The organism is Hyphococcus luteus (assembly GCF_002943565.1).
GTDB classification, from domain to species: domain Bacteria; phylum Pseudomonadota; class Alphaproteobacteria; order Caulobacterales; family Parvularculaceae; genus Hyphococcus; species Hyphococcus luteus.
Genome location: NZ_PJCH01000001.1, coordinates 308,381 through 327,718, shown reverse-complemented (window position 1 = coordinate 327,718; position 19,338 = coordinate 308,381). Strand labels below are relative to the sequence as shown.

At 60.5% G+C, this 19,338-nt stretch carries 12 protein-coding genes; 7 read left to right on the top strand and 5 right to left on the bottom strand.

The genetic code is table 11. The annotated features are described in order from the left end of the window. Positions 1-63 precede the first annotated feature (63 nt). The 4 genes from CW354_RS01390 (at position 64) to polX (ending at position 9,936) form a co-directional block, all read left to right on the top strand. Positions 64-3,126 carry a TonB-dependent receptor plug domain-containing protein gene (locus tag CW354_RS01390; protein WP_133162110.1) on the top strand — a complete coding sequence of 1,021 codons (3,063 nt, stop codon included), beginning with the start codon at positions 64-66 and terminating at the stop codon, positions 3,124-3,126. A 371-nt stretch (positions 3,127-3,497) separates the two neighbouring features. Beyond that, complete coding sequence (locus tag CW354_RS01385; RefSeq protein ID WP_104828475.1) at positions 3,498-6,044, top strand: TonB-dependent receptor; 2,547 nt, start codon at positions 3,498-3,500, stop codon at positions 6,042-6,044. Positions 6,045-6,126: 82 nt separating this feature from the next. Continuing rightward, positions 6,127-8,121, top strand: coding sequence for a tetratricopeptide repeat-containing sulfotransferase family protein (locus CW354_RS01380; protein ID WP_104828253.1), 1,995 nt, complete (start codon positions 6,127-6,129; stop codon positions 8,119-8,121). Positions 8,122-8,220: 99 nt separating this feature from the next. Continuing rightward, the gene (gene polX / locus CW354_RS01375) at positions 8,221-9,936 is read left to right on the top strand and encodes a DNA polymerase/3'-5' exonuclease PolX (RefSeq protein WP_207764608.1); all 1,716 of its coding nucleotides are present in this window, start codon (positions 8,221-8,223) and stop codon (positions 9,934-9,936) included. Between the two features lie 3 nt (positions 9,937-9,939). Here polX and CW354_RS01370 read toward each other — a convergent pair whose 3' ends face one another. The 3 genes from CW354_RS01370 to CW354_RS01360 form a co-directional block, all read right to left on the bottom strand. Beyond that, positions 9,940-11,118: an acetate/propionate family kinase gene (locus tag CW354_RS01370; protein WP_207764607.1), complete on the bottom strand. Its 1,179-nt coding sequence runs from the start codon at positions 11,116-11,118 to the stop codon at positions 9,940-9,942. Beyond that, positions 11,115-12,515, bottom strand: a complete 1,401-nt coding sequence (locus CW354_RS01365) for a bifunctional enoyl-CoA hydratase/phosphate acetyltransferase (RefSeq protein WP_104828251.1) — start codon at positions 12,513-12,515, stop codon at positions 11,115-11,117. The genes CW354_RS01370 and CW354_RS01365 overlap by 4 nt, the downstream gene beginning before the upstream one ends. A gap of 85 nt (positions 12,516-12,600) precedes the next feature. Continuing rightward, a complete protein-coding gene (locus CW354_RS01360; RefSeq protein ID WP_104828250.1) occupies positions 12,601-14,484 on the bottom strand; it encodes a PHA/PHB synthase family protein in 1,884 nt (627 codons plus the stop codon). Between the two features lie 256 nt (positions 14,485-14,740). Here CW354_RS01360 and CW354_RS01350 point away from each other — a divergent pair, with 256 nt between their 5' ends. Then, on the top strand, positions 14,741-16,288 hold the full coding sequence (locus CW354_RS01350) for an acetolactate synthase large subunit (protein ID WP_104828248.1): 1,548 nt from the start codon (positions 14,741-14,743) through the stop codon (positions 16,286-16,288). 8 nt (positions 16,289-16,296) lie between these two features. Here CW354_RS01350 and CW354_RS01345 read toward each other — a convergent pair whose 3' ends face one another. Together CW354_RS01345 and CW354_RS01340 are read right to left on the bottom strand one after the other, a co-directional pair. Beyond that, positions 16,297-17,928 (bottom strand): thiamine pyrophosphate-requiring protein, encoded by a 1,632-nt coding sequence (locus CW354_RS01345; protein ID WP_104828247.1) that lies wholly within the window; start codon positions 17,926-17,928, stop codon positions 16,297-16,299. A 100-nt stretch (positions 17,929-18,028) separates the two neighbouring features. Then, entirely contained in the window at positions 18,029-18,463 is a 435-nt protein-coding gene (locus CW354_RS01340; RefSeq protein WP_133162109.1) for a MarR family winged helix-turn-helix transcriptional regulator, read from the bottom strand. 25 nt (positions 18,464-18,488) lie between these two features. Between CW354_RS01340 and CW354_RS01335 the strand changes: the two genes are divergently transcribed. Both CW354_RS01335 and CW354_RS01330 read left to right on the top strand, forming a co-directional pair. Further along, on the top strand, positions 18,489-18,746 hold the full coding sequence (locus CW354_RS01335) for a hypothetical protein (protein WP_104828245.1): 258 nt from the start codon (positions 18,489-18,491) through the stop codon (positions 18,744-18,746). 57 nt (positions 18,747-18,803) lie between these two features. Then, on the top strand, positions 18,804-19,328 hold the full coding sequence (locus CW354_RS01330; protein WP_133162108.1) for a hypothetical protein: 525 nt from the start codon (positions 18,804-18,806) through the stop codon (positions 19,326-19,328). Positions 19,329-19,338: the final 10 nt, after the last annotated feature.

Here is a 19,338-nt window from a genome sequence, read left to right as displayed (position 1 = left end):
TCCGCTGAAAGCGCGACGAATAAAAACAAGAACAACAAATCAACTTTGCGATGGGAGGAACAAATGAGCAATTGCAAAGCGAAAACGACAAAGGCGGCGGGCAGGGGCCATAAGCTGCCTTATTGCCTGGCTTGCGCCGTCCTGGGACTGAACGCCATGCCGGCGTTTGCGCAGGATGAAGCGGGGGACGCCGACGACGTAGTCATGGTGACGGGCACGCGGATCAGCCAGACCGGCATGCAGACGCCGGTTCCCGTGACGGCGGTCGATGCGGACATGCTGCAGACCATGGCGCCGGGCAACATCATTGAAGGCGTCAGCCAGTTGCCGCAATTTTTCGACAACCAGACGCCGAACTCACCGCAGAGCTGGTTTCTGCGCGGCGGCTACGGCAACCTCAATATGCGCGGGCTGGGCATCAACCGAACGCTGACCCTGCTCAACGGCCGGCGGATGATTTCGTCGACGGCGTTCGGCGGCGTCGACATCAATGCGTTCCCGGAAGCCATGATCAGCCGGGTGGAGACCGTGACCGGCGGCGCGTCGGCCGCTTACGGCACCGACGCGGTGGCCGGCGTCACCAACTTCATTCTCGACACCGATTTCACCGGCGGCCAGGCTCACGCCCAGTGGGGCTCAACAACCCGCGGCGACAGCGACAATTATGAAATTTCCGCTTCCTTCGGCGCGGATGTCGGCGATCGGGGCCATATTCTGGTCTCCGGCGAGTTGTTCGCGCAGGACGGCGTCTTCAGCTATGAAGACCGCGACTGGTATCAGGGCTGGGGCCTTATCAACGATGCGGGCGGCGTTCCGCAGCTCTATCCGAACGTCGTCTCCCGTAATTCCAGTTTTGACGGCCTTATCGTTGCGCCGGGGACCTCGCTCGATCAGTCGAAATTCCTGTCTGACGGCTCAGGCATTCAGCCTTTTGTGACCGGCTCGCCCTCGCAGTTTCCCTTCGGCATTCCGCCGGCGCGGCACTCCATTGCGAATGGCGGCAGCGGCGACGATCTCGGCGCGGAGGCGCCGTCGCTCTATCCGGATGTCGACCGCAACAATATTTTCGCTTACGCCGATTATGAAGCTGCGGATAATTTCACGGTCTTCGCGCAATATATCCGTGGACAGAACAAGACATCGACATACAACTATCCGCGCGGGTCGTTGCACGGCACGCCGACGGCGATCACGATCTTCCAGGACAATGCCTTTCTTCCTGACGATGTCCGGCAGACCATGATGGACGAGGACATCGAGTCGTTCACCTTCAAGCGCATGGGCAGCCTGCAGGATATCGGCGCCGACATGCGCATCTCTGACGACAGCGTGCTTCACTCGATCACCAGCGGGTTCAACTGGCAAATTGAGAATGGCGGCTTCCTGAATGACTGGGCCGTTGACGGCTATTACCAATATGGCCGCAACACCCGGAAATGGTATCAGGTGGGCCTGCGTGTCGACCGCATCCACGCTGCGGTGGACGCGGTTCGCGATCCGGTAACCAATGAAATCGTTTGCCGGACGTCGCTCTTCAACGATTATTTCGAAGGCTGCGAACCGCTCAATCTTTTCGGCCGGGGCAACGCCTCGCCCGAAGCGGTCGACTGGGTTGTCGGCTATGAACCGGGTGAGACAATCACCACGCCGCTCTTTTTCGCGGACACGGGCTATGATCTCGGTTTGATGGACACTTACACCACGCAGGAAGCGAAGGTGAACATCACCAATATGCGCCAGCATCTCTTCGAGCTGTCGGCGAACGGTGAAGTCTATGAAGGCTGGGGCGCCGGCCCGATCTCCATGGCGATCGGCATGTCGCACCGGCAGGAGAAGATCCGGCAGATCGTTCGCGATCCGACCAATCCGCCGTCCGATCATGAAGACGGCCATCCCGTGCTTTGCAATTCCGATCCCGAAGCGATCGCCGCCGGTCTGCGCGGGGTCAGCGCGCCGGACTGCGGCAACACGGTCGGACTTCAATATTCGAAAGTCTCGAACATCAACGGCAAGATCAAGGTTACTGAAGGTTTCACCGAATTGCTCGTGCCGCTGATTGCGGATCAGCCTCTGATGGAGCAGGTCACGCTGCACGGCGCGGCCCGCTGGGCCGATTACACCGGGTCGGGAAGCATCTGGGCCTGGAAAGGCGGCCTTGACTGGCAGATGACGGAAGATTTCCGCCTGCGCGGCACCTATTCGCGCGACGTGCGCGCGGCCAATCTGTCCGAGCGGTTCGACAAAACCGGCGGGTCGGGGACGCTCACCGATCCGCGCTATCCCGGCGACGGCGTCATCAATGTGACGTTCTTCACAGGCGGCAACCCGGAAGTCTCTCCGGAAAAAGCCGACACGATCACGGTCGGTTTCGTTTATCAGCCGTCTTTTGTCGAAGGCTTCTCGCTCTCAATGGACTGGTATCAGGTGAAGATCGACGATGCGATCGGCCAGCTCGGCGTGCAGGCTGTTGCCGACCGTTGTGAAGAGGGCGCTGTCGATCTTTGCGATCTGATTTCCCGCGATACGGTGACGGACCGGATCGTTCTCATTGGCGACGTCTTCGTCAATGTCGATCAGGCCAAGATCAGCGGCATCGATCTGGAAACCTCTTACCAGCGCGATGTCAGCCTGTTCGGCGGGGATGAGTCGCTCAGCTGGCGTTTTTTCGGCACATGGCTCGATGAAAATTCCGAAACCCTTGCCGGCACTAACAAGATCGACCGAGCGGGGCAGACGGGCATTCAACAATCGGACGGCATCGCCTATGCCCTGCCGGAGTTCAAATTCACGACCAACGTGACTTACGCGAACGGGCCGTTCACCTCGTTCCTGCAAGGGCGCTATATCGGCAGCGGCACAACCGAGAACAGCCTCGAGGAAGGCGTCGATATCGGCAGCAATCATGTCGACAGCGCGTTCTATCTCGATCTCGGCTTGACCTACCGGCATGAGTTCGACAGCGGGTCGGGGATTGAGTTTTACGGCACAATGACCAACCTGCTCGATCAGGACCCGCCGGTGACGCCTTATTACAGCGCGTTCTGGGGCTATTCGGTGCAGGCCAATCCCGCCCTGTTCGACGTTCTTGGCCGGCGCTTTGTGGTTGGCGCAAGAGTGAACTTCTAAGGACTAAAAACAGCGTCTAATTCTTACAGCCGCCGGCGTCCGCGAAAACGGAGCTGGCGGCTGCTTTTTATGGGACGCTCGCCGCGCGAAGGGAGCGGCGCGGCTGTTTATCGAAAATCTAATAAAAATAGAGACTGTGTTCTTTATGCAACGTTGTTTTTTGAAAAAGCATTGGAAAATCAGCCTTTTATTTGTGGTTGCGAAGAGCTGCCCTTGCCCCTTGTTTCGTTTTTCAAAATATTCTTTATAACCCTCGCATCACCATGAATTTGCCGGAATGAGTTCGCGTTGAGGCGCTATCCCGCGTCTTCGCCTCCCGGCGCTTAAAGTCCGCGAGCTAAGTGCGGACGCAAATATCCGAGGGGTTGCCCGTGAAACATTATTTGACCGGCGCGTCGTTGATCGCCGTTTCCACCGTATTATCCGCCACCGCGGTTCACGCCCAGGTTGACCAGATCGTGGTTACCGCCACGAAGCGCACGGAAAGCGCGCAAGATATTCCGATTGCGGTTCAGGCCTTGGGCGAGGAATCGCTTGATCAGCTCGATGTCGATGTTTTCACTGATTATTTGCAGCAGCTTCCCGGGGTCACCGCCGGCGGCAGCGGACCGGGACAGGGCACGATTTATATTCGCGGCGTCGCGTCCTCCACGCCGACTTTGACCGTCGCCGGCGTCGCCGGTCTGGCGCCGAACGTTGCGCTCTATCTTGACGAACAGCCAGTGACGCAGGTCGGCCGCAATCTCGATGTCTACGCCGTCGATCTTGAGCGTGTCGAAGTGCTCTCCGGGCCGCAAGGCACGCTCTTCGGCTCTAGCTCGCAAGCCGGCACCATCCGCCTCATCACCAACAAACCGAATCTTGACGGCTTTTCCGCGCATTTGAGCGCCGGCGTTTCCTTCACCGAAGGTGGAGAGATGTCGAATAAAGTCGAAGGCGTCGTCAATCTTCCGGTGACGGATCGTCTGGCCTTGCGCGGCGTCTTTTATTCCGACCAGCGCGGCGGTTTTATTGACAATGTTCCAGGCACGCGTGACGCGTCCGAATCCGGCCGTTTCCGGCCGGCGGGCACGGTGCGCCGCAATGGCGTTGTTGTTGACTCTTCGCAGAATGGTTTCCAGGCGGGCGCCGATCTTTCCGGCGTCAATTTCATTGAAGCCGACAATCTTGAATATGTCGAAGACGATTTCAACGACACCGATTATCTCGGTTTCCGGATCGCCGCGCTTTACGAGTTCAACGACGACTGGCGCCTGACCGCAAGCCACGCGCGCCAGCGCATCGAATCCGACGGCGTGTTTTCCTACGATCCGGAACTGCCGGATCCCGATCAGCTTTCGATCCAGCGTTTTTCCGATGATGAACTGGACGACAGCTACGGCTCGACCGCCTGGACGCTCGAAGGCCGCCTTGGCGCGCTCGAAGCGCTCTATACCGGCGCTTATCTGGACCGCAATACTGAACAAACCGTCGATTATTCCGACTATCTCTTTGTCGGCCAGTATCTTCCCTATTACATCTGCGACGCGTCGGTGACTTATCCCGGCATGGCCGCGCCCAGCGGCAATTGTCAGGCGCCGAACCTTTATGTGAATTCGCTCACCAACACGACGGTGTTCACGCAGGAGCTGCGCTTCAACACGCCGCAAGACAAGCGCATTTACGCAACTTTCGGCGGCTTTTACAGCGACCAGAAAATCGAAGAGCGCAACGACTTCACCTATCCGGGTTCGATCCTCGCCACCGGCGTCGGTCCCTTTACGCCAGCAGGCGCGACGCCTACCGGCGTGGGCTTTGCGCCGAATTTCCCGCTGCCGGGTTCGCTCGTCACCGATCCGGGCCCGTTCCCGGAAGGCGTCATTTTCCGCAACGACATTACGCGCACCGATGAGCAATTCGCCCTATTCGGCGAGGCGACGTTCGAGGTCGTGCCCGATCTGCTCGCGGTGACCGGCGGCATTCGCTGGTATGACATCAGCGTTGATCTTGAAGGGTCGGCAAACTCTTCCTTCTACAACAAGGGTATTGAGGAAGACTCTCAACTTGGCGGCGCCAATCTGACGGCGCTCTATGACGGGACGAGTTCCGTTGTCATCGACGGCGAAACGGTTGACCTGCCTGACGAAGGCAGCGCTGACGGCGTCATCTTCAAAGGCAATCTCACCTTCACGCCGACGGACAATCTTCTCTTCTACTTCACCTATTCCGAAGGTTTCCGTCCGCCGCTTCTCAACCGCCCGGCGGGCGCAGGCGGCATCGTGCCGGGCCTTGTGGAAACGGACGACCTCACCAACTGGGAAGTCGGCTGGAAGACGACGCTGTTCGACAGCACGCTGCAGCTGAACGGCAACGCCTTCATCATGAATATCGACAATCTGCAGACGACGATCTTCGACCCGAACATCGTCAACCTGTTCTTCTCGGATAATGCGGCGAACGCGCAGGTGAAAGGCGTCGAAGGCGACTTTATCTGGGCGCCTTATCAGGTCGAAGGCCTTACCATTGCGGGCGCTTTCTCGGTGCTCGATACGGAGATCGAGGAGATCCTCACCGCGACGACGGCGATCGCGCCGGTGGGCAGCGATCTCGCCCACGCGCCGGCCTTCCAGGGCAATATCCGCGCCCGCTACGAATGGCCGGTCGGCGACGATCTCAACGCCTATGTCATGCCGCAGGTGACTTACTCCGGCTCGTCCTGGAGCGACATCGTGGAGATCAACCGCGCGAAACAGGACGCCTACATGCTGGTGAATTTCTCCGCGGGCGTTTCCAAAGACAATTGGCGGCTCGATTTCTTCGCCGACAACCTGACGAACAAGCGGGCAGATCTGAACAATTTCTTTGGTTATGACCGCTACCGGATCACGATCAACCGGCCGCGCACCTTCGGCATGCGCGTTTCGGTGGATTTTGAGTAACAGGCTGCGGCCATTGCAGCGGCTTAGAAAGGCGCCCCTTCGCGGGGCGCCTTTTTGCAAATGATGATAGACTGCGGGCGTGATGGCTTTGACGGAAAATGAAATTGCGGAGGCGTTGAAAAGCGCGCAGGCGCTGATCACGCAAGGACGGTTCGCCGATGCGGCGGCTGCGCTCAACGGCGCCTTGAAGACGGCGCCGGACCATCCTGATCTCCTTTATATGGCGGCGGTTTGCGCCCGTTACGAAAAGCGCTTTGACGACGCCGCCAGCCTCCTTGAGGCGCTGAGGCGCGCCGCGCCGGATTTCGGGCGGGGGTTTCAGGAGGAAGGCCATCTTCATCGTGAAAAGGGCGAGTTTGAAAAAGCGCTGAGCGCATATGCCCGCGCGGTCCAATCCAATCCCGGGCTTGAGGCGAGCTGGCGCGCGCAAAGCGACGTGCTCCTTCAGCTTGGCAAAGCCGAAGAGGCGGCGCAGGCGAAGGCGCAAGCCGACCGGCTTGCAGGTTTGCCGCGCGAGCTCCTCGCGGTCACGAATTTCATTCACGAAGGAAAGCTCTTGAAGGCGGAAAATCTTTGCCGCCATTTTCTGCAGCAACACCCGCATCACGTGGAGGCGATGCGCCTCCTGGCTGACATCGGCGCGCGCCTCGGCGTGCTCGACGACGCGGATTTTCTCCTGGAAAGCGCTATCGAGTTTGAGCCAGACAATATTCAACTGCGCCTCGACTACATCCAGCTTTTGCGCAAGCGGCAGAAATTCCAGGCAGCCCTCGACCAGGCGAAAGCGCTTTACGAGCGCGACCCCGAAAATCCGCTTTTCCAGTCCCATTACGCGATTGAAAGCCTGCAAACCGGCGACTTCGAAAAAGCCCTTGCGCTTTTCGACCATGTCCTGGAATTGCTGCCTGACGATCCGGCGACGCTGACCTCGCGCGGCCATGCGCTGAAGACGTGGGGCCGCCGGGAAGAGGCGATCGCGTCTTACCGCGCGGCGTTTGCTGCGAAACCGGGCCAGGGCGACGCTTATTACGGCCTCGCCAACCTCAAGACCTATAAATTTACGGATGAAGAGATCGCCGCCATGCGCGAGCAGGAGGCGCGCGGCGACATCGCTTATCAGGACCGGTATCACCTTTGTTTTGCGTTGGGAAAAGCCTTCGAGGATCGCGGCGATTATGAAACCTCTTTTTCCTATTACGCCCGCGGCAATGAGTTAAAACGCCTGAAAAGCTCTTACCGCGCGGGCGACATGGACAAAGAGCTGCAAGCGCAGGCGGAAATCTGCACGCCCGATTTGTTCGAAAAACATAAGGGCGCCGGCGACCCGGCGCCGGATCCGATTTTCATCGTCGGCCTGCCGCGCGCGGGCTCGACGCTTCTGGAGCAGATTTTAGCGTCTCACTCCCAAGTGGACGGTACGCTTGAGCTCCCGAACATTCTTTCCTTGTCGCAAAGCCTGCGCGGGCGCCGGCGCGTATCGGGCGAGTCCGATTATCCGAAGATTCTGCATGATCTGACGGCGCGGAAGTTTGCAGAGATGGGCGCGAAATATATTGAAGACACGCGCATCCATCGCGCCGGCGCGCCGTTTTTCATCGACAAGATGCCGAATAATTTCCGGCATATCGGGCTTATTCAGTTGATCTTGCCGAACGCCAAGATCATCGATGCGCGCCGCGAACCCATGGCGTGCTGCTTCAGCGGCTTCAAACAGCTTTTCGCGGAAGGCCAGGAATTCACCTATGGCCTTGAAAATATCGGCCGCTATTACCGCGGCTATGTCGAGCTGATGCGCCATTGGGACGCGGTTCTGCCGGGCAAGGTCTTGCGCGTGCAGCATGAAGACGTGCTTGACGACCTTGAAGGGCAGGTGCGCCGCATCCTTGATTTTTGCGGACTGCCTTTCGAACAGGGCTGCCTCGATTTTTACAAAACCGAACGCTCTGTCCGCACGGCGAGTTCGGAGCAGGTGCGCCAGCCCATCACCAAGACCGGCGTCGATCAGTGGCGGCGGTTCGAGCCTTATCTGGGTCCTTTAGAAGAGGCGCTTGGCCCGGCGCTGAAGAATTACCGCTAAACGCGCAAACTGCGGGGGACCTTTTGCCGGGCCCGTCATGTTGCTATGCATAAAGAGGCCCTTCGCCGGGCCGGCGCGCCTTTAAACGAGTGCGGGCTTATGATGCACAATGATGAAATCGCCGCCGTTTTCGAACAACTGGCGGACCTTCTTGAGATCGATAACGCCAATCCCTTCCGGGTGCGGGCTTATCGCGATGCGGCGCGCATGTTGCGCGGCATGTCCGAAGAGGCTGCGGACATGCTCAAGCGCGGCGAGGATCTGAGCAAACTGCCGACCATCGGGAAGGACCTCGCCGAGAAAATCGGCGAACTTAATAAGACCGGGCGATTGAAGGCGCTCGAGGATCTGAAAAAGTCAGTGCCGGCGGGGCTCGCCGACCTGACGCGCGTGCCGGGGCTCGGGCCCAAACGCGTCAAGCAACTTTACGATGACCTCAACATCCGCACGCCGGATGAATTGCGCAAGGCGGCGCAAAAAGGCGAACTCCAGAAACTGCCCGGCTTTGGCGAAAAGATGGAGGAAAAACTTCTCGCCTATTTCAAGGCGGACCGGTCGCAGGACGACCGCATCCGGCTTTTCGACGCCGAAAAGATCGCGGACCGGCTTGTGGAGCATTTAAGCGCGGTCGCGCGCAAAAACGACATCACAGTCGCCGGAAGCTTTCGCCGGCGCAAGGAAACGGTGGGCGATCTCGATATTCTGGTCGCCAGCGCCAGTCCTGAAAAAGTCATGGATCATTTCACGGACTTCGACGAGATCAGCAAAATCGATTCAAAGGGCAAAACCCGCTCCACGGTGCGATTGCGCTCCGGCATGCAGGTGGATTGCCGTATTGTGGAGAAGGATTCTTACGGGGCGGCGCTCATCTATTTCACCGGCTCGAAAGCGCACAACATCAAGCTTCGAAAACGCGCCCTCGCGCGCAAACTCAAAGTCAATGAATATGGCGTTTTCAAAGGCAAGGAATCGGTTGCAGGGCGCACGGAAAAGGATGTCTACGCATCCGTCGATCTGCCCTTCATCCTGCCCGAATTGCGCGAAGACCGGGGAGAAATCGAAGCGGCGGAAAAGGGCAAGCAGCCGAGCCTCGTCAAGATCGGCGATATTCGCGGCGATCTGCACGCCCATACGAAGGCGACGGACGGCAAACATTCGGTCCGCGAGATGGCGCTCGCCGCAAAGAAGCGCGGCTACGCCTATATCGCGATCACCGATCACACCAAACATGTGCGCATTGCGCACGGGCTCACTAAGGCGCGGCTTGAAAAGCAGCTCGATGAGATCGATCGCCTCAACGAAGAACTGAGCGGGATCCGGATCCTCAAATCCGCCGAAGTCGACATTCTCGCCGACGGCTCGCTCGATTTGCCCGATGTCATTCTCGAAAAGCTCGATCTCGCCGTCTGCGCGGTGCATTTCGATTTCGATCTCACGCCCGCAAAGCAGACAGAGCGGCTGATCCGCGCCATGGACCATCCGGCCTTCTCCATTCTGGCGCATCCGACCTCCCGGCTTATCGGCGAGCGCGATCCCATGCGCGTCGAGATGGAGACGCTGATGGATGCGGCGCTGGAGCGGGGATGCTATTTCGAAGTCAACGGCCAGCCGGAGCGGCTCGATCTCAACGATGTTTATTGCCGCATGGCGCGCGAGCGCGGGCTGAAGCTGGCGCTCTCGACCGACGCCCATTCGACGGATCAGCTCGATTTCATGCGTTTCAGCGTGGATCAGGCCCGGCGCGGCTGGGTCGGCAAGAAAGACGTCATCAACACGCGCTCCTGGCGGGAGCTGAAATCGCTTTTGAAGCGTTGAGGCTTAACGTTCTTCAAGCGCCGTCTTGCAGGCGCGGGCGATCACCAGTTCTTCATTAGCCGGGATGACCAGAACCTCGACGGCGGAGCTTGCCGCGCTGATGCGGCCCGCGTTTTGCTCATTCAGGCCCTCATCGAGTTTCAGACCCGTCCAGTCGGCGCGCGCGCAAATGCGTTTGCGCATGTCGGGGGAGTTCTCGCCGATCCCCGCCGTGAAGACGAGCGCGTCGAGACCGCCGAGCGCCGCCATGAGGGAGCCGATCTCCCGGGCGGCGCGGTAAGCGAACAGGTCGAGCGCTTCTTCCGCTTTCGGATCATCGGATTTTAAAAGCGCTCTGACATCATCGCTGATCCCGGAAACGCCGAGCATGCCGGACTTCGAGTGCAGCATCTTGTCGACGTCATCGGCGCTCATGCCCTTTTGCCTGATGAGATGGATGACGACGCCGGGATCGAGCGCGCCGCAGCGCGCGCCCATGACGAGGCCGTCAAGTGCTGTAAAGCCCATGGTCGTGGCGATGCTGCGCCCGTTCTGAAGCGCGCACATGCTGGCTCCGTGGCCGAGATGCGCGGCAATCACCCGGCGGCGCGATTTGGCGTCGAGATGGGTCGGCAGCTCGTGGACGATATGGTCATAAGAAAGCCCGTGAAAGCCGTAGCGCAGCACGCCTTCGTCGATGAGGTCGCGGGGCAGGGCGAAGAGCTGCGCCAGTCTCGGCTGGGTGCGGTGAAAGCTTGTGTCGAAACAGGCGATCTGCGGGAGAGCGGGCGATTTTTCCGCGACCGCCCGGATCGCCGCCAGATTGTGCGGCTGGTGATTGGGCGCCAGCGGCGAAAGCGATTGAAGGTCTTCCAGCACGGCGTCATCGATTTTCGCCGGCGCGTCGTAATGAAGGCCGCCATGCACCACGCGGTGGCCCGCAATGGCGACGGCGTCGTCCGGGAAGATCTTTTCCAAGGCGTAGAGGATCCAGGCCGTGTAGCGCGCATGATCGCCCGAAGCCGGAAAATCTTCAAAAGCGGTTTTGAGCGCCGCGTCTTCAGCATGGATGGAGAAGGCGGGCGTGTTGCGCAGCTCCTCGATTGCGCCGCGCAATCGCAGCTTTAGACTTGCTGCGTCATAAGCAGCGAATTTGATGCTCGAAGAGCCGGCGTTGATGACGAGGATGATGCGGCCGGTCACGGGCGGGCGATCTTTGCATGGACATAGAGCTGCGCCAGCGCTGCGGAGGCGAGCCGCGCGCCGGCGTCATCCGCTCGCGAGGTCAGCATGATCGGCACGCGCGCGCCGAGGACGATGCCGGCGCTGTCTGCTCCGGCGAGATAAATAAGCTGTTTGGCGATCATGTTGCCGGCTTCGAGATCGGGCGCCAGCAATATATCGGCGTCGCCGGCCACGGGCGATACGATCCCCTTGGTCGCGGCGGCGCTTTTTGAAATCGCGTTGTCGAAGGCCAGGGGGCCGTCGAGAACGCCGCCGGTGATCTGGCCGCGGTCGGCCATCTTGCAGAGCGCGGCGGCGTCCACGGTCGAGGCGATTTTGGGATTGATGGTTTCGACCGCCGAGAGAAGTGCGACTTTCGGCGTCGCGACGCCGAGCGCCTGCGCCAGATCGATGGCGTTCTGGACGATGTCGCATTTGTCGTCGATGGCCGGGTAAATGTTGATGGCCGCATCCGTGATCATCAATAGTTTCGGATAGCTTGGCACGTCGAAAGCGAAGATATGGCTCATGCGCCGTTCGGTTCTGAGCCCGGCGTCGCGGTCGATGACGGCTTCCATGACCTCGTCGGTGTGGAGCGCGCCTTTCATCAGCGCTGAAACGCGTCCTTCGCGGGCGAGCGCCACAGCGGCCGCCGCTGCGGCGTGGCTGTGCGCGGCGTCGACGATTTCAAGTCCGGCGATGTCGAGCCCGGCGTCCGCCGCCGCCTTTTCGATTTTCGCTTTCGGTCCGACGAGGACGGGCTCCATGATGGTCTCGTCGCGCGCCTTCAGCGCGCCTTCAAGGGAGAGCGAATCGCACGGGTGAATGACTGCGGTTTTGATCGGATCGTGCGGGCGCGTCGCTTCGATCAGCTCCTGAAAACGTTCGCCGTGTTTATGAAGATGAACTTCGGGCAGGCTGGCGCGCGGGCGCCGGACTTTTTCTGTCGGCGCAATCAGAATCGCCTGGCCGGTGATGACCGTGACGCCGTCCTGATTGACGCATTCGCAGTCGAGCGTGACGTGATTGTTTTCCGGGGTCTTCTCTTTCACGACGGCGCGCACGGTGACCGTGTCGCCGATCTCGATCGGGTGGCGGAAACTCAGCGCCTGGTCGAGATAAATCGCGCCGGGCCCGGGCAGCTCCGTGCCAAGGAGGGCGGAAATCAGCGCGCCGCCCCACATGCCGTGGGCGATGACCTCATGGAACTGGCTGGAGCGCGCATAGTCCGGATCGATATGCAGCGGATTGAAATCGCCCGAAGAGACGGCGAACAGGCTGATGTCTTCCGGCTTCAGCGTGCGTTGAAGCTCCGCGCTCTCGCCGATCTTGATCTCATCGAAAGTCCTGTTCTCGATATAGTGCAGCGAATTCATGCAATCCTCACGGGGCGAAACAGCATTATGCGGCTAATCATGGTCGCTGCAAACGCCGCAGCGCGACTGAAGGCGCAAGCCCAACTCATTCGCCAAAGACATATTGACCCGGCGCGTCGCACAAAGGTTCATATCCCTTTTCCGGCGCGCCGAGCGGCGGCGGCGCGACGCGCTCCTTGCTTGAGCGCTCCGCCAGCCAGGCGGCCCAGGCCGGCCACCACGAGCCTTCCTCCGTCGGCGTCTGGGAGGCCCAGAGATCGGGATCGACATAGCTGTCATGGTCTTGTCTCGTCGCCATCTGGTAATGGCGGTGATGATGGCCGGGTTCGCTGACAATGCCGGCATTGTGGCCGCCATTGGTGAGCAGGAAAGTCACTTCCGTATCCGCAAAGAGGTTCCACTTATAAACCGAACGCCAGGGGGCGACGTGGTCTTTTTCTGTGCCGACGGCGAATATCGGCGGCCGGATTTCATTGATCAGCACCGGTCGGCCGTCGACATAGTAATGGCCCTCCGTCAGATCGTTGTTGAGGAACAGGCGGCGTAAATATTCGGAATGCATTCTGAACGGCATGCGCGTCGCATCGGCGTTCCAGGCCATGAGATCGTTCATGCTCTGGCGCTCGCCCATCAGATATTCGCGCTGCATGCGCGACCAGATAAGGTCGTTCGACCGGAGAAGTTGAAAAGTGCCCGCCATTTGTTTGGTGTCGAGAAAGCCCTGCTCCCACATGATGTTCTCAAGGAAAGAAAGCTGTTTTTCATTGATGAACAGCATCAGCTCGCCCGCTTCCTCGAAGTCGAACTGGGCGGCGAGGAATGAGAGCGATTTGAAAGGGCTTTTATTGTCGCGATCCAAGAAAGCTGCGGCGATCGAAAGCAGCGTGCCGCCGAGACAATAGCCGACGCCATGAACCTGCCGGCCGGGCATGATGGCGTCGATCGCGTCCAGCGCGGCCAGGGGCCCGAGCGTCATGTAATCGTCCATGCCCTTGTCGCGGTCTGCGGCGTCCGGGTTCTTCCATGAGATCATGAACACCGTGTGTCCCTGATCGACGAGATATTTGACCATGGAATTATGCGGCGAGAGATCGAGAATGTAGTATTTCATGATCCAGGCCGGCGTGATCAGCACCGGCTCGGCGTAAACGTCTTTTGTGGCGGGTTCATACTGGATCAGCTCCATGAGGGCGTTCCGGTAAACCACCTTGCCCGGCGTGACGCCGAGATTTTCGCCTACGGCATACTCTTCGCCGCCCACCGGCCCATGGCCGGCGACGGCCCGGTTCCAGTCTTCGACAAAGTTTTTCCAGCCCTGAAACAGATTGGCGCCGCCGGTCTCCATGGTCTTCTGGAGAATGTCGGGATTGGTCAGCAGGAAATTGGACGGCGCGAAAATGTCGAGCAGCTGGCGCGCGGTGAATTCAATCGCGTTTTCCTCCGCCGGCGTCACGCCCTTTATGCCCGTCGTGGCGTTGTGCCACCATTGCTGGTTGAAGAGGAACGCCTGATAGAAGAAATTGAAAGGCGGCTTTTGCCAGTTCTCGCTGCGGAACCGGCGGTCCTGCTCCAGGGGATCAATGCAAGGGGCCGGTTCTTCTCCTGACATATATTGCAGGAGATAGGAGAAGAATTTCTGATTCTTGCGGAAGAACTTGTCGATGAGCTGCGCCCTTTTGCCGGGCGCAAAAGCGAGTCCCATGGACCAGTCGATGTAAAGGCCCATAAGCGCGGAGGGGGAAAGCCCATAGGTGTAACGCCCGATCATGGCGTCGACTGAGCGGTCCGCCAGTTCGAAAAACGCGGTCGACGCATAGGAGTCGTCCGACCAGCGAGGGAAGGGCAGCGCGCTCGGCATATAGCTGTGAGGCGGTTGCGGCCAGTGGGGCTCGGACGCGCGCTTCGCATCCTTGGCCCGATCTTTCGCCGCGGCGGTCTTGTAGGGAACAACATTTCCGGCGTTCGCCATTATAGGCCTCTTGGATACGCTCTGAGTGACTTTAGCCTAGATAGAAACCAGGCGGAATTCCGACAATGGGTCGTCTTCGTAAAAGAATAGAAGCATAAGCTTTTGATCTGGGTTAAATTTATTAACCGGATGCATCCTCGCGACCGCACCCCCCGTGCTGCTGATAGCGGTTCGCATCGCGCCGATGAGCCAATATAATCGGGACAAAGCCGCAAGCGGACCGGCGGCCCCCGCGCTCGCAAGGAGAGAAAACGCCATGAACGGAGCCGAAGCCCTGCTTGAAACGCTGACGGAGAGCGGCGTCGAGGTGTGTTTTGCAAATCCCGGCACGTCGGAGATGCAACTCGTCGCGGCGATCGACCGGTCGTCATCGATGCGCGCCGTCCTGTGCCTTTTCGAAGGCGTGGCGACGGGCGCCGCCGACGGCTACGCCCGCATCGCAGGCAAGCCGGCGGTGACGCTTCTTCATCTCGGGGCCGGGCTCGGCAACGGCGTCGCCAATCTTCACAACGCCCGGCGCGCGCGCTCGCAAGTCGTCAACATTGTCGGCGATCACGCCACCTATCATCTGCACTATGACGCGCCGCTGACCTCCGATATCGCCGGGATCGCCGGCCCCGTTTCCGACTGGGTGCATGCGTCGCCGTCAGCGGAAGGACTCGCCGTCGACGGCGCCGCCGCGGTGGCCGCCGCACGCGAATTTCCAGGTCAGATCGCCACGCTGATCGTTCCCGCCGATGCGGCCTGGGGCGAGGCGGGCGTTCCGGCTGCGCCGGTGGCGCCGCCGGCGCCGCCAGTTCCTGAGGATTCGCGCGTCGAAAGCGCGCGCGCCGCGCTGATGGCCGGCGAACCGGCGGTGCTTTTTCTCGGAGGCCCCGCGCTGACGGAAGAGGCGCTGATTCAAGCGGCGCGCATCTCGCAAGCGACGGGCGCAAGGCTTGTCTGCGAAACGTTCCCCGCGCGCCTGCAGCGCGGGGGCGCCCGCCCGCTGGTGGAGCGCTTGCCTTATTTCGGCGAAGCGGCGCTCGATGCGCTTCAGGGCGTGCGCCACATGGTGCTCGCCGGGGCCGACGCGCCTGTCGCCTTCTTCGCCTATCCCGGCAAGCCGAGCGTGCTCGTGCCTGAAGACGCGGAATGCCTGACCCTTGCCGCGCCGAGGGAAGACGCGCTGGCGGGGCTGACCGCCCTTGCCGACGCGCTCGAGGCGCCGAAACAGCCCCAGTCCGCATCGCCCGCGCCCTTGCCGCCGATCCCCAGCGGCCCGCTCAATGTCATGGGGCTGGGCGCTGTCATCGCCGCGCATCTGCCCGAAGGCGCCATCGTCTCCGATGAAGGCGCGACGGCGGGCATTGCGCTTTTCCCGATGACGGCGGGCGCAAAACCTCATGACTGGCTGACGCTCACCGGCGGCGCCATCGGACAGGGACTGCCGCTCGCCATCGGCGCGGCGATAGCGGCCCCGGACCGCAAGGTCGTCAGTCTGCAGGCCGACGGCAGCGGGCTTTACACGGTGCAGGCGCTGTGGACCATGGCGCGTGAAGAACTCGATATCGTCACGGTGCTGATCAATAATTCAAGCTATGCGATCTTGAACATCGAGCTGCAGCGCGTGGGCGCTCAGAATCCGGGTCCCAAGGCCATGTCGCTGCTCGATCTCAGCAATCCGAGCATCAGCTGGACGCAGATTGCCGAAGGCTTCGGCGTGCCGGCGGTCAAGGTCGAAACGGTCGAGGATCTTGATAAAGCTTTCGCCGACGCCATGGCGGAGAAGGGGCCGCGCCTGATTGAGGCGATTGTCCCTTAAGGTCGCGCTTATGGATAGCGAGAAAAGTCGAGCTCCTGCGAGGTCATGAATTCAAGCAGGGCCGGCTGGCCGCGCTCCGTCGCTTCGACGCCGCGCTTGATGGCGGGAACGATATCCTCGATTTTGGCAATGCGCTCTCCATGGCCGCCGAGCGCTTTTGCGAAATCGGCGTAATGGCCGGACACGTCCGTCGACCGGAACTTGTCGGTGGCGACAGGCATGACATTGAGCTCCATCGCCATCGAGGAATTATTCAAAAGGATCGAGAGAACCGGAAGCTTTTCGCGCACCGCGGTTTCGAAATCCATGCCGGTGAAGCCGATGGCGGCGTCGCCCCAGACATTGATGCAGAGCTTGTCGGGGCAGGCGAGCTTTGCGCCCATGGCGAGGCCGAGACCGTAGCCAAGCTGGGTCGACTTGCCCCAGCCGATATAGCTGAGCGGGGTTTTGGTTTTCCAGAACGGGCTTAGCTGGTCCCTCGGACTGCCGGCGTCATGGGTGATAATGGTGTTTGCGACATCGACGGTTTGTTGGAGGTCCCATAGCACGCGATAGGGCGTCATCGGCGTCTGATCGCTTGTGAGCTTCGCCAGCCACTGCTTCATCCATTCCGCCGAGACCGATTCAATTTCGCTGACGACAGCGCTTCGGTCGCGGGGGACGGCGCCGACGCGCGCGCGGCAAGCTTCGAGCAAGGCGGCGAGCGTCAGCTTTGCATCGCCCACAAGCGCGACATCCGCCGGGACATGGCGGTTGAGCGCCGCCGGATCCAGGGTCGCGTGAATGACGCGCTTTCCTTCGGGCATGCGCACGCCGAAAGGCGTCGCCGTAAAGCTGCAACCGACGCCGAAAATGACGTCCGCTTCATCGAGGAAGCGCCGCACTGTAAACGGCATCGCCGCGCCGCCGGAGCCGAGCGACAGGGCGTGCGTTTCATCGAAACTGCTCTTGCCCGGCAGGCTTGTGCAGACGGGAATGGCGAGCAGTTCCGCAAGCGCACGCAACTCGTCATAGGCGTTGGCCCAGTGAACGCCCTGTCCCGCATAAAGCACCGGGCGTTTCGCGGCGCATAACATTTCAGCGGCGCGCGCGATGCTGTCACCGTCGGGCCCGTAGCGGCCGCGAACCGCCGGCGTGTAATTGGCGTCGGCGCCCTCCGCCTCGAGAAGATCGAAGGGCAGCTCCACAAGCGCCGGCGCCGGCGTTCCGTTGCGCAATTGCGTAAAGGCGCGGCGCATGACGGCGCTGGTTTGTGCAGGCGCGGTCAAGGGTTCGGCCGATTTCGTGATGCTCGCCATGTTATGCGCGGCGTTGTAGTTGCGCCCCACATGGGCGGTCGCCGTCGGATAGCCGCCCGGCAGAAACAACAGCGGGACCGATTCCGAAAAGGCCTGCGCGACGCCGCCATAAGCGCTTTCTGTTCCCGGCCCGTGCTGGCAGCAAAAAACGCCCATGCGTTCGCCGCGGGTAAGACGGGACAGCGCGTCCGCCATATGAAGGCCGGTGCGTTCCTGCCGCGGAATGATGGTGCGAATATCGGCGCGCGCCGCTGCTTCTAAAAGCGCATTGCGCGGATAGCCGAACAAGACGTCAACGCCCTCGCGTTTCAGGATTTCGGCGATCGCGTCACAAGCTTTCATGGGCAAATTTCCAACGCCAAAGCGCCGGCTCCTTAAATTTTTCGGCTGTTCCGGCGGCGATGCTGGGGCAAGCCGCGCCTTTTAGAGGAAGAGACGCCGTTTACTCTTCGCCTTCTAACGGCGGCAGCCCTTCGTCCAGGCGTTCCTGCATGAGGGAAAGCAGTTTATTGGCGACATTGACGTCTTCGGCCGACATGTCGGCAAGCAGGCGGGCGCGCAATTTCTCGGCAATCTCCATGATGTCGTTCAGCGCGTCGACGCCTTTTTCCGTCACGCGCAAATGTTTGTTGCGGCGGTCGGACGGGTCGGGCAGGCGCTCGACGAGACCGTCGGCTTCGAGCATGTCGAGCGTGCGCGTTAATGTCGGCCCTTCAATGCCGACCCGCTTTGCAATCTGAATCTGGGTCGTAAAAGGCGGCGAAAAATAAATCGTCGCCATCACCTCCATGCGCGATGCGCTGTGTCCGAGCTGGCGGAGATGTTCGTCGACAATGGAGCGCCAGATACGTCCCGTGCGAACGATGGAGATCGTCAACCGCAGATCCGGATGAGGAAAATCCTTGCGCGACGGCAATGCGGTTCGTCGCGAGGCCGGTTTCTTCGGTTCAACGCGAGCTGGGATCGTTTTTGACAAGGTCGGTCTTCCTGTTTCTGTATCCGGCTTCACGCTGAGCAACACCGGAGATTCGGCCTTCTGCAAGGCCTGCAATATACGTCCATTATGTCAAACCTATCATGAACTTATCAAGCCTTACCGGCGGCTGAATGATGGAATTCAGCGCGCCCCGCCTATGGCGTTCGATGGGTTCGCCGTGTAATAAAGAAAGATCTGATGAGAGCATTGCAAAGGGACGATTCTTATGGCGGGGACGAAGATGATTCGACGCCTTGCCGCCGCTGCAGTCGGCGCCGCCTTAACTCCTTCGGCGGCGTTCGGCGGCGAAAAACCAGAAGCCGAAGCGCTCTGGGAGGCGATGGCGCGGTGCGCAGGGCTGGAGGATGCGTCGTCGCGGCATGCCTGCGCCGACGCCGCTTTGATCTCTGCAGGGATTCTCACCACGGCTGAACTGTCCGTACAAAGAAAACAGGAATTTGGTCTTGAAGAGCCTGAAAAGAAGGCGAAAGCAGCGGCGCCGGACGAGGCGCCGGCCATAACCGCCGCAGAAATCGTCGAAGACCCAGACGAAATTTCAGTCGTCCTCGCCCAGGTCGATCTCAGCCGCACGAAAAGGGTCACAGTGACAACGGCGGAAGGCGCGGTCTGGAAACAGGTTGGCGGCGACGCCATCCGGCCCGCGCCCGAGCCCGGCCAGACGATGGTCATCAAAAAGGCCGCTCTTGGCGGATTCAAATGCAAGATCGGCAAATGGTCGATATTCCGCTGCAAGCGTCAGTTTTGACGGCGCCTTA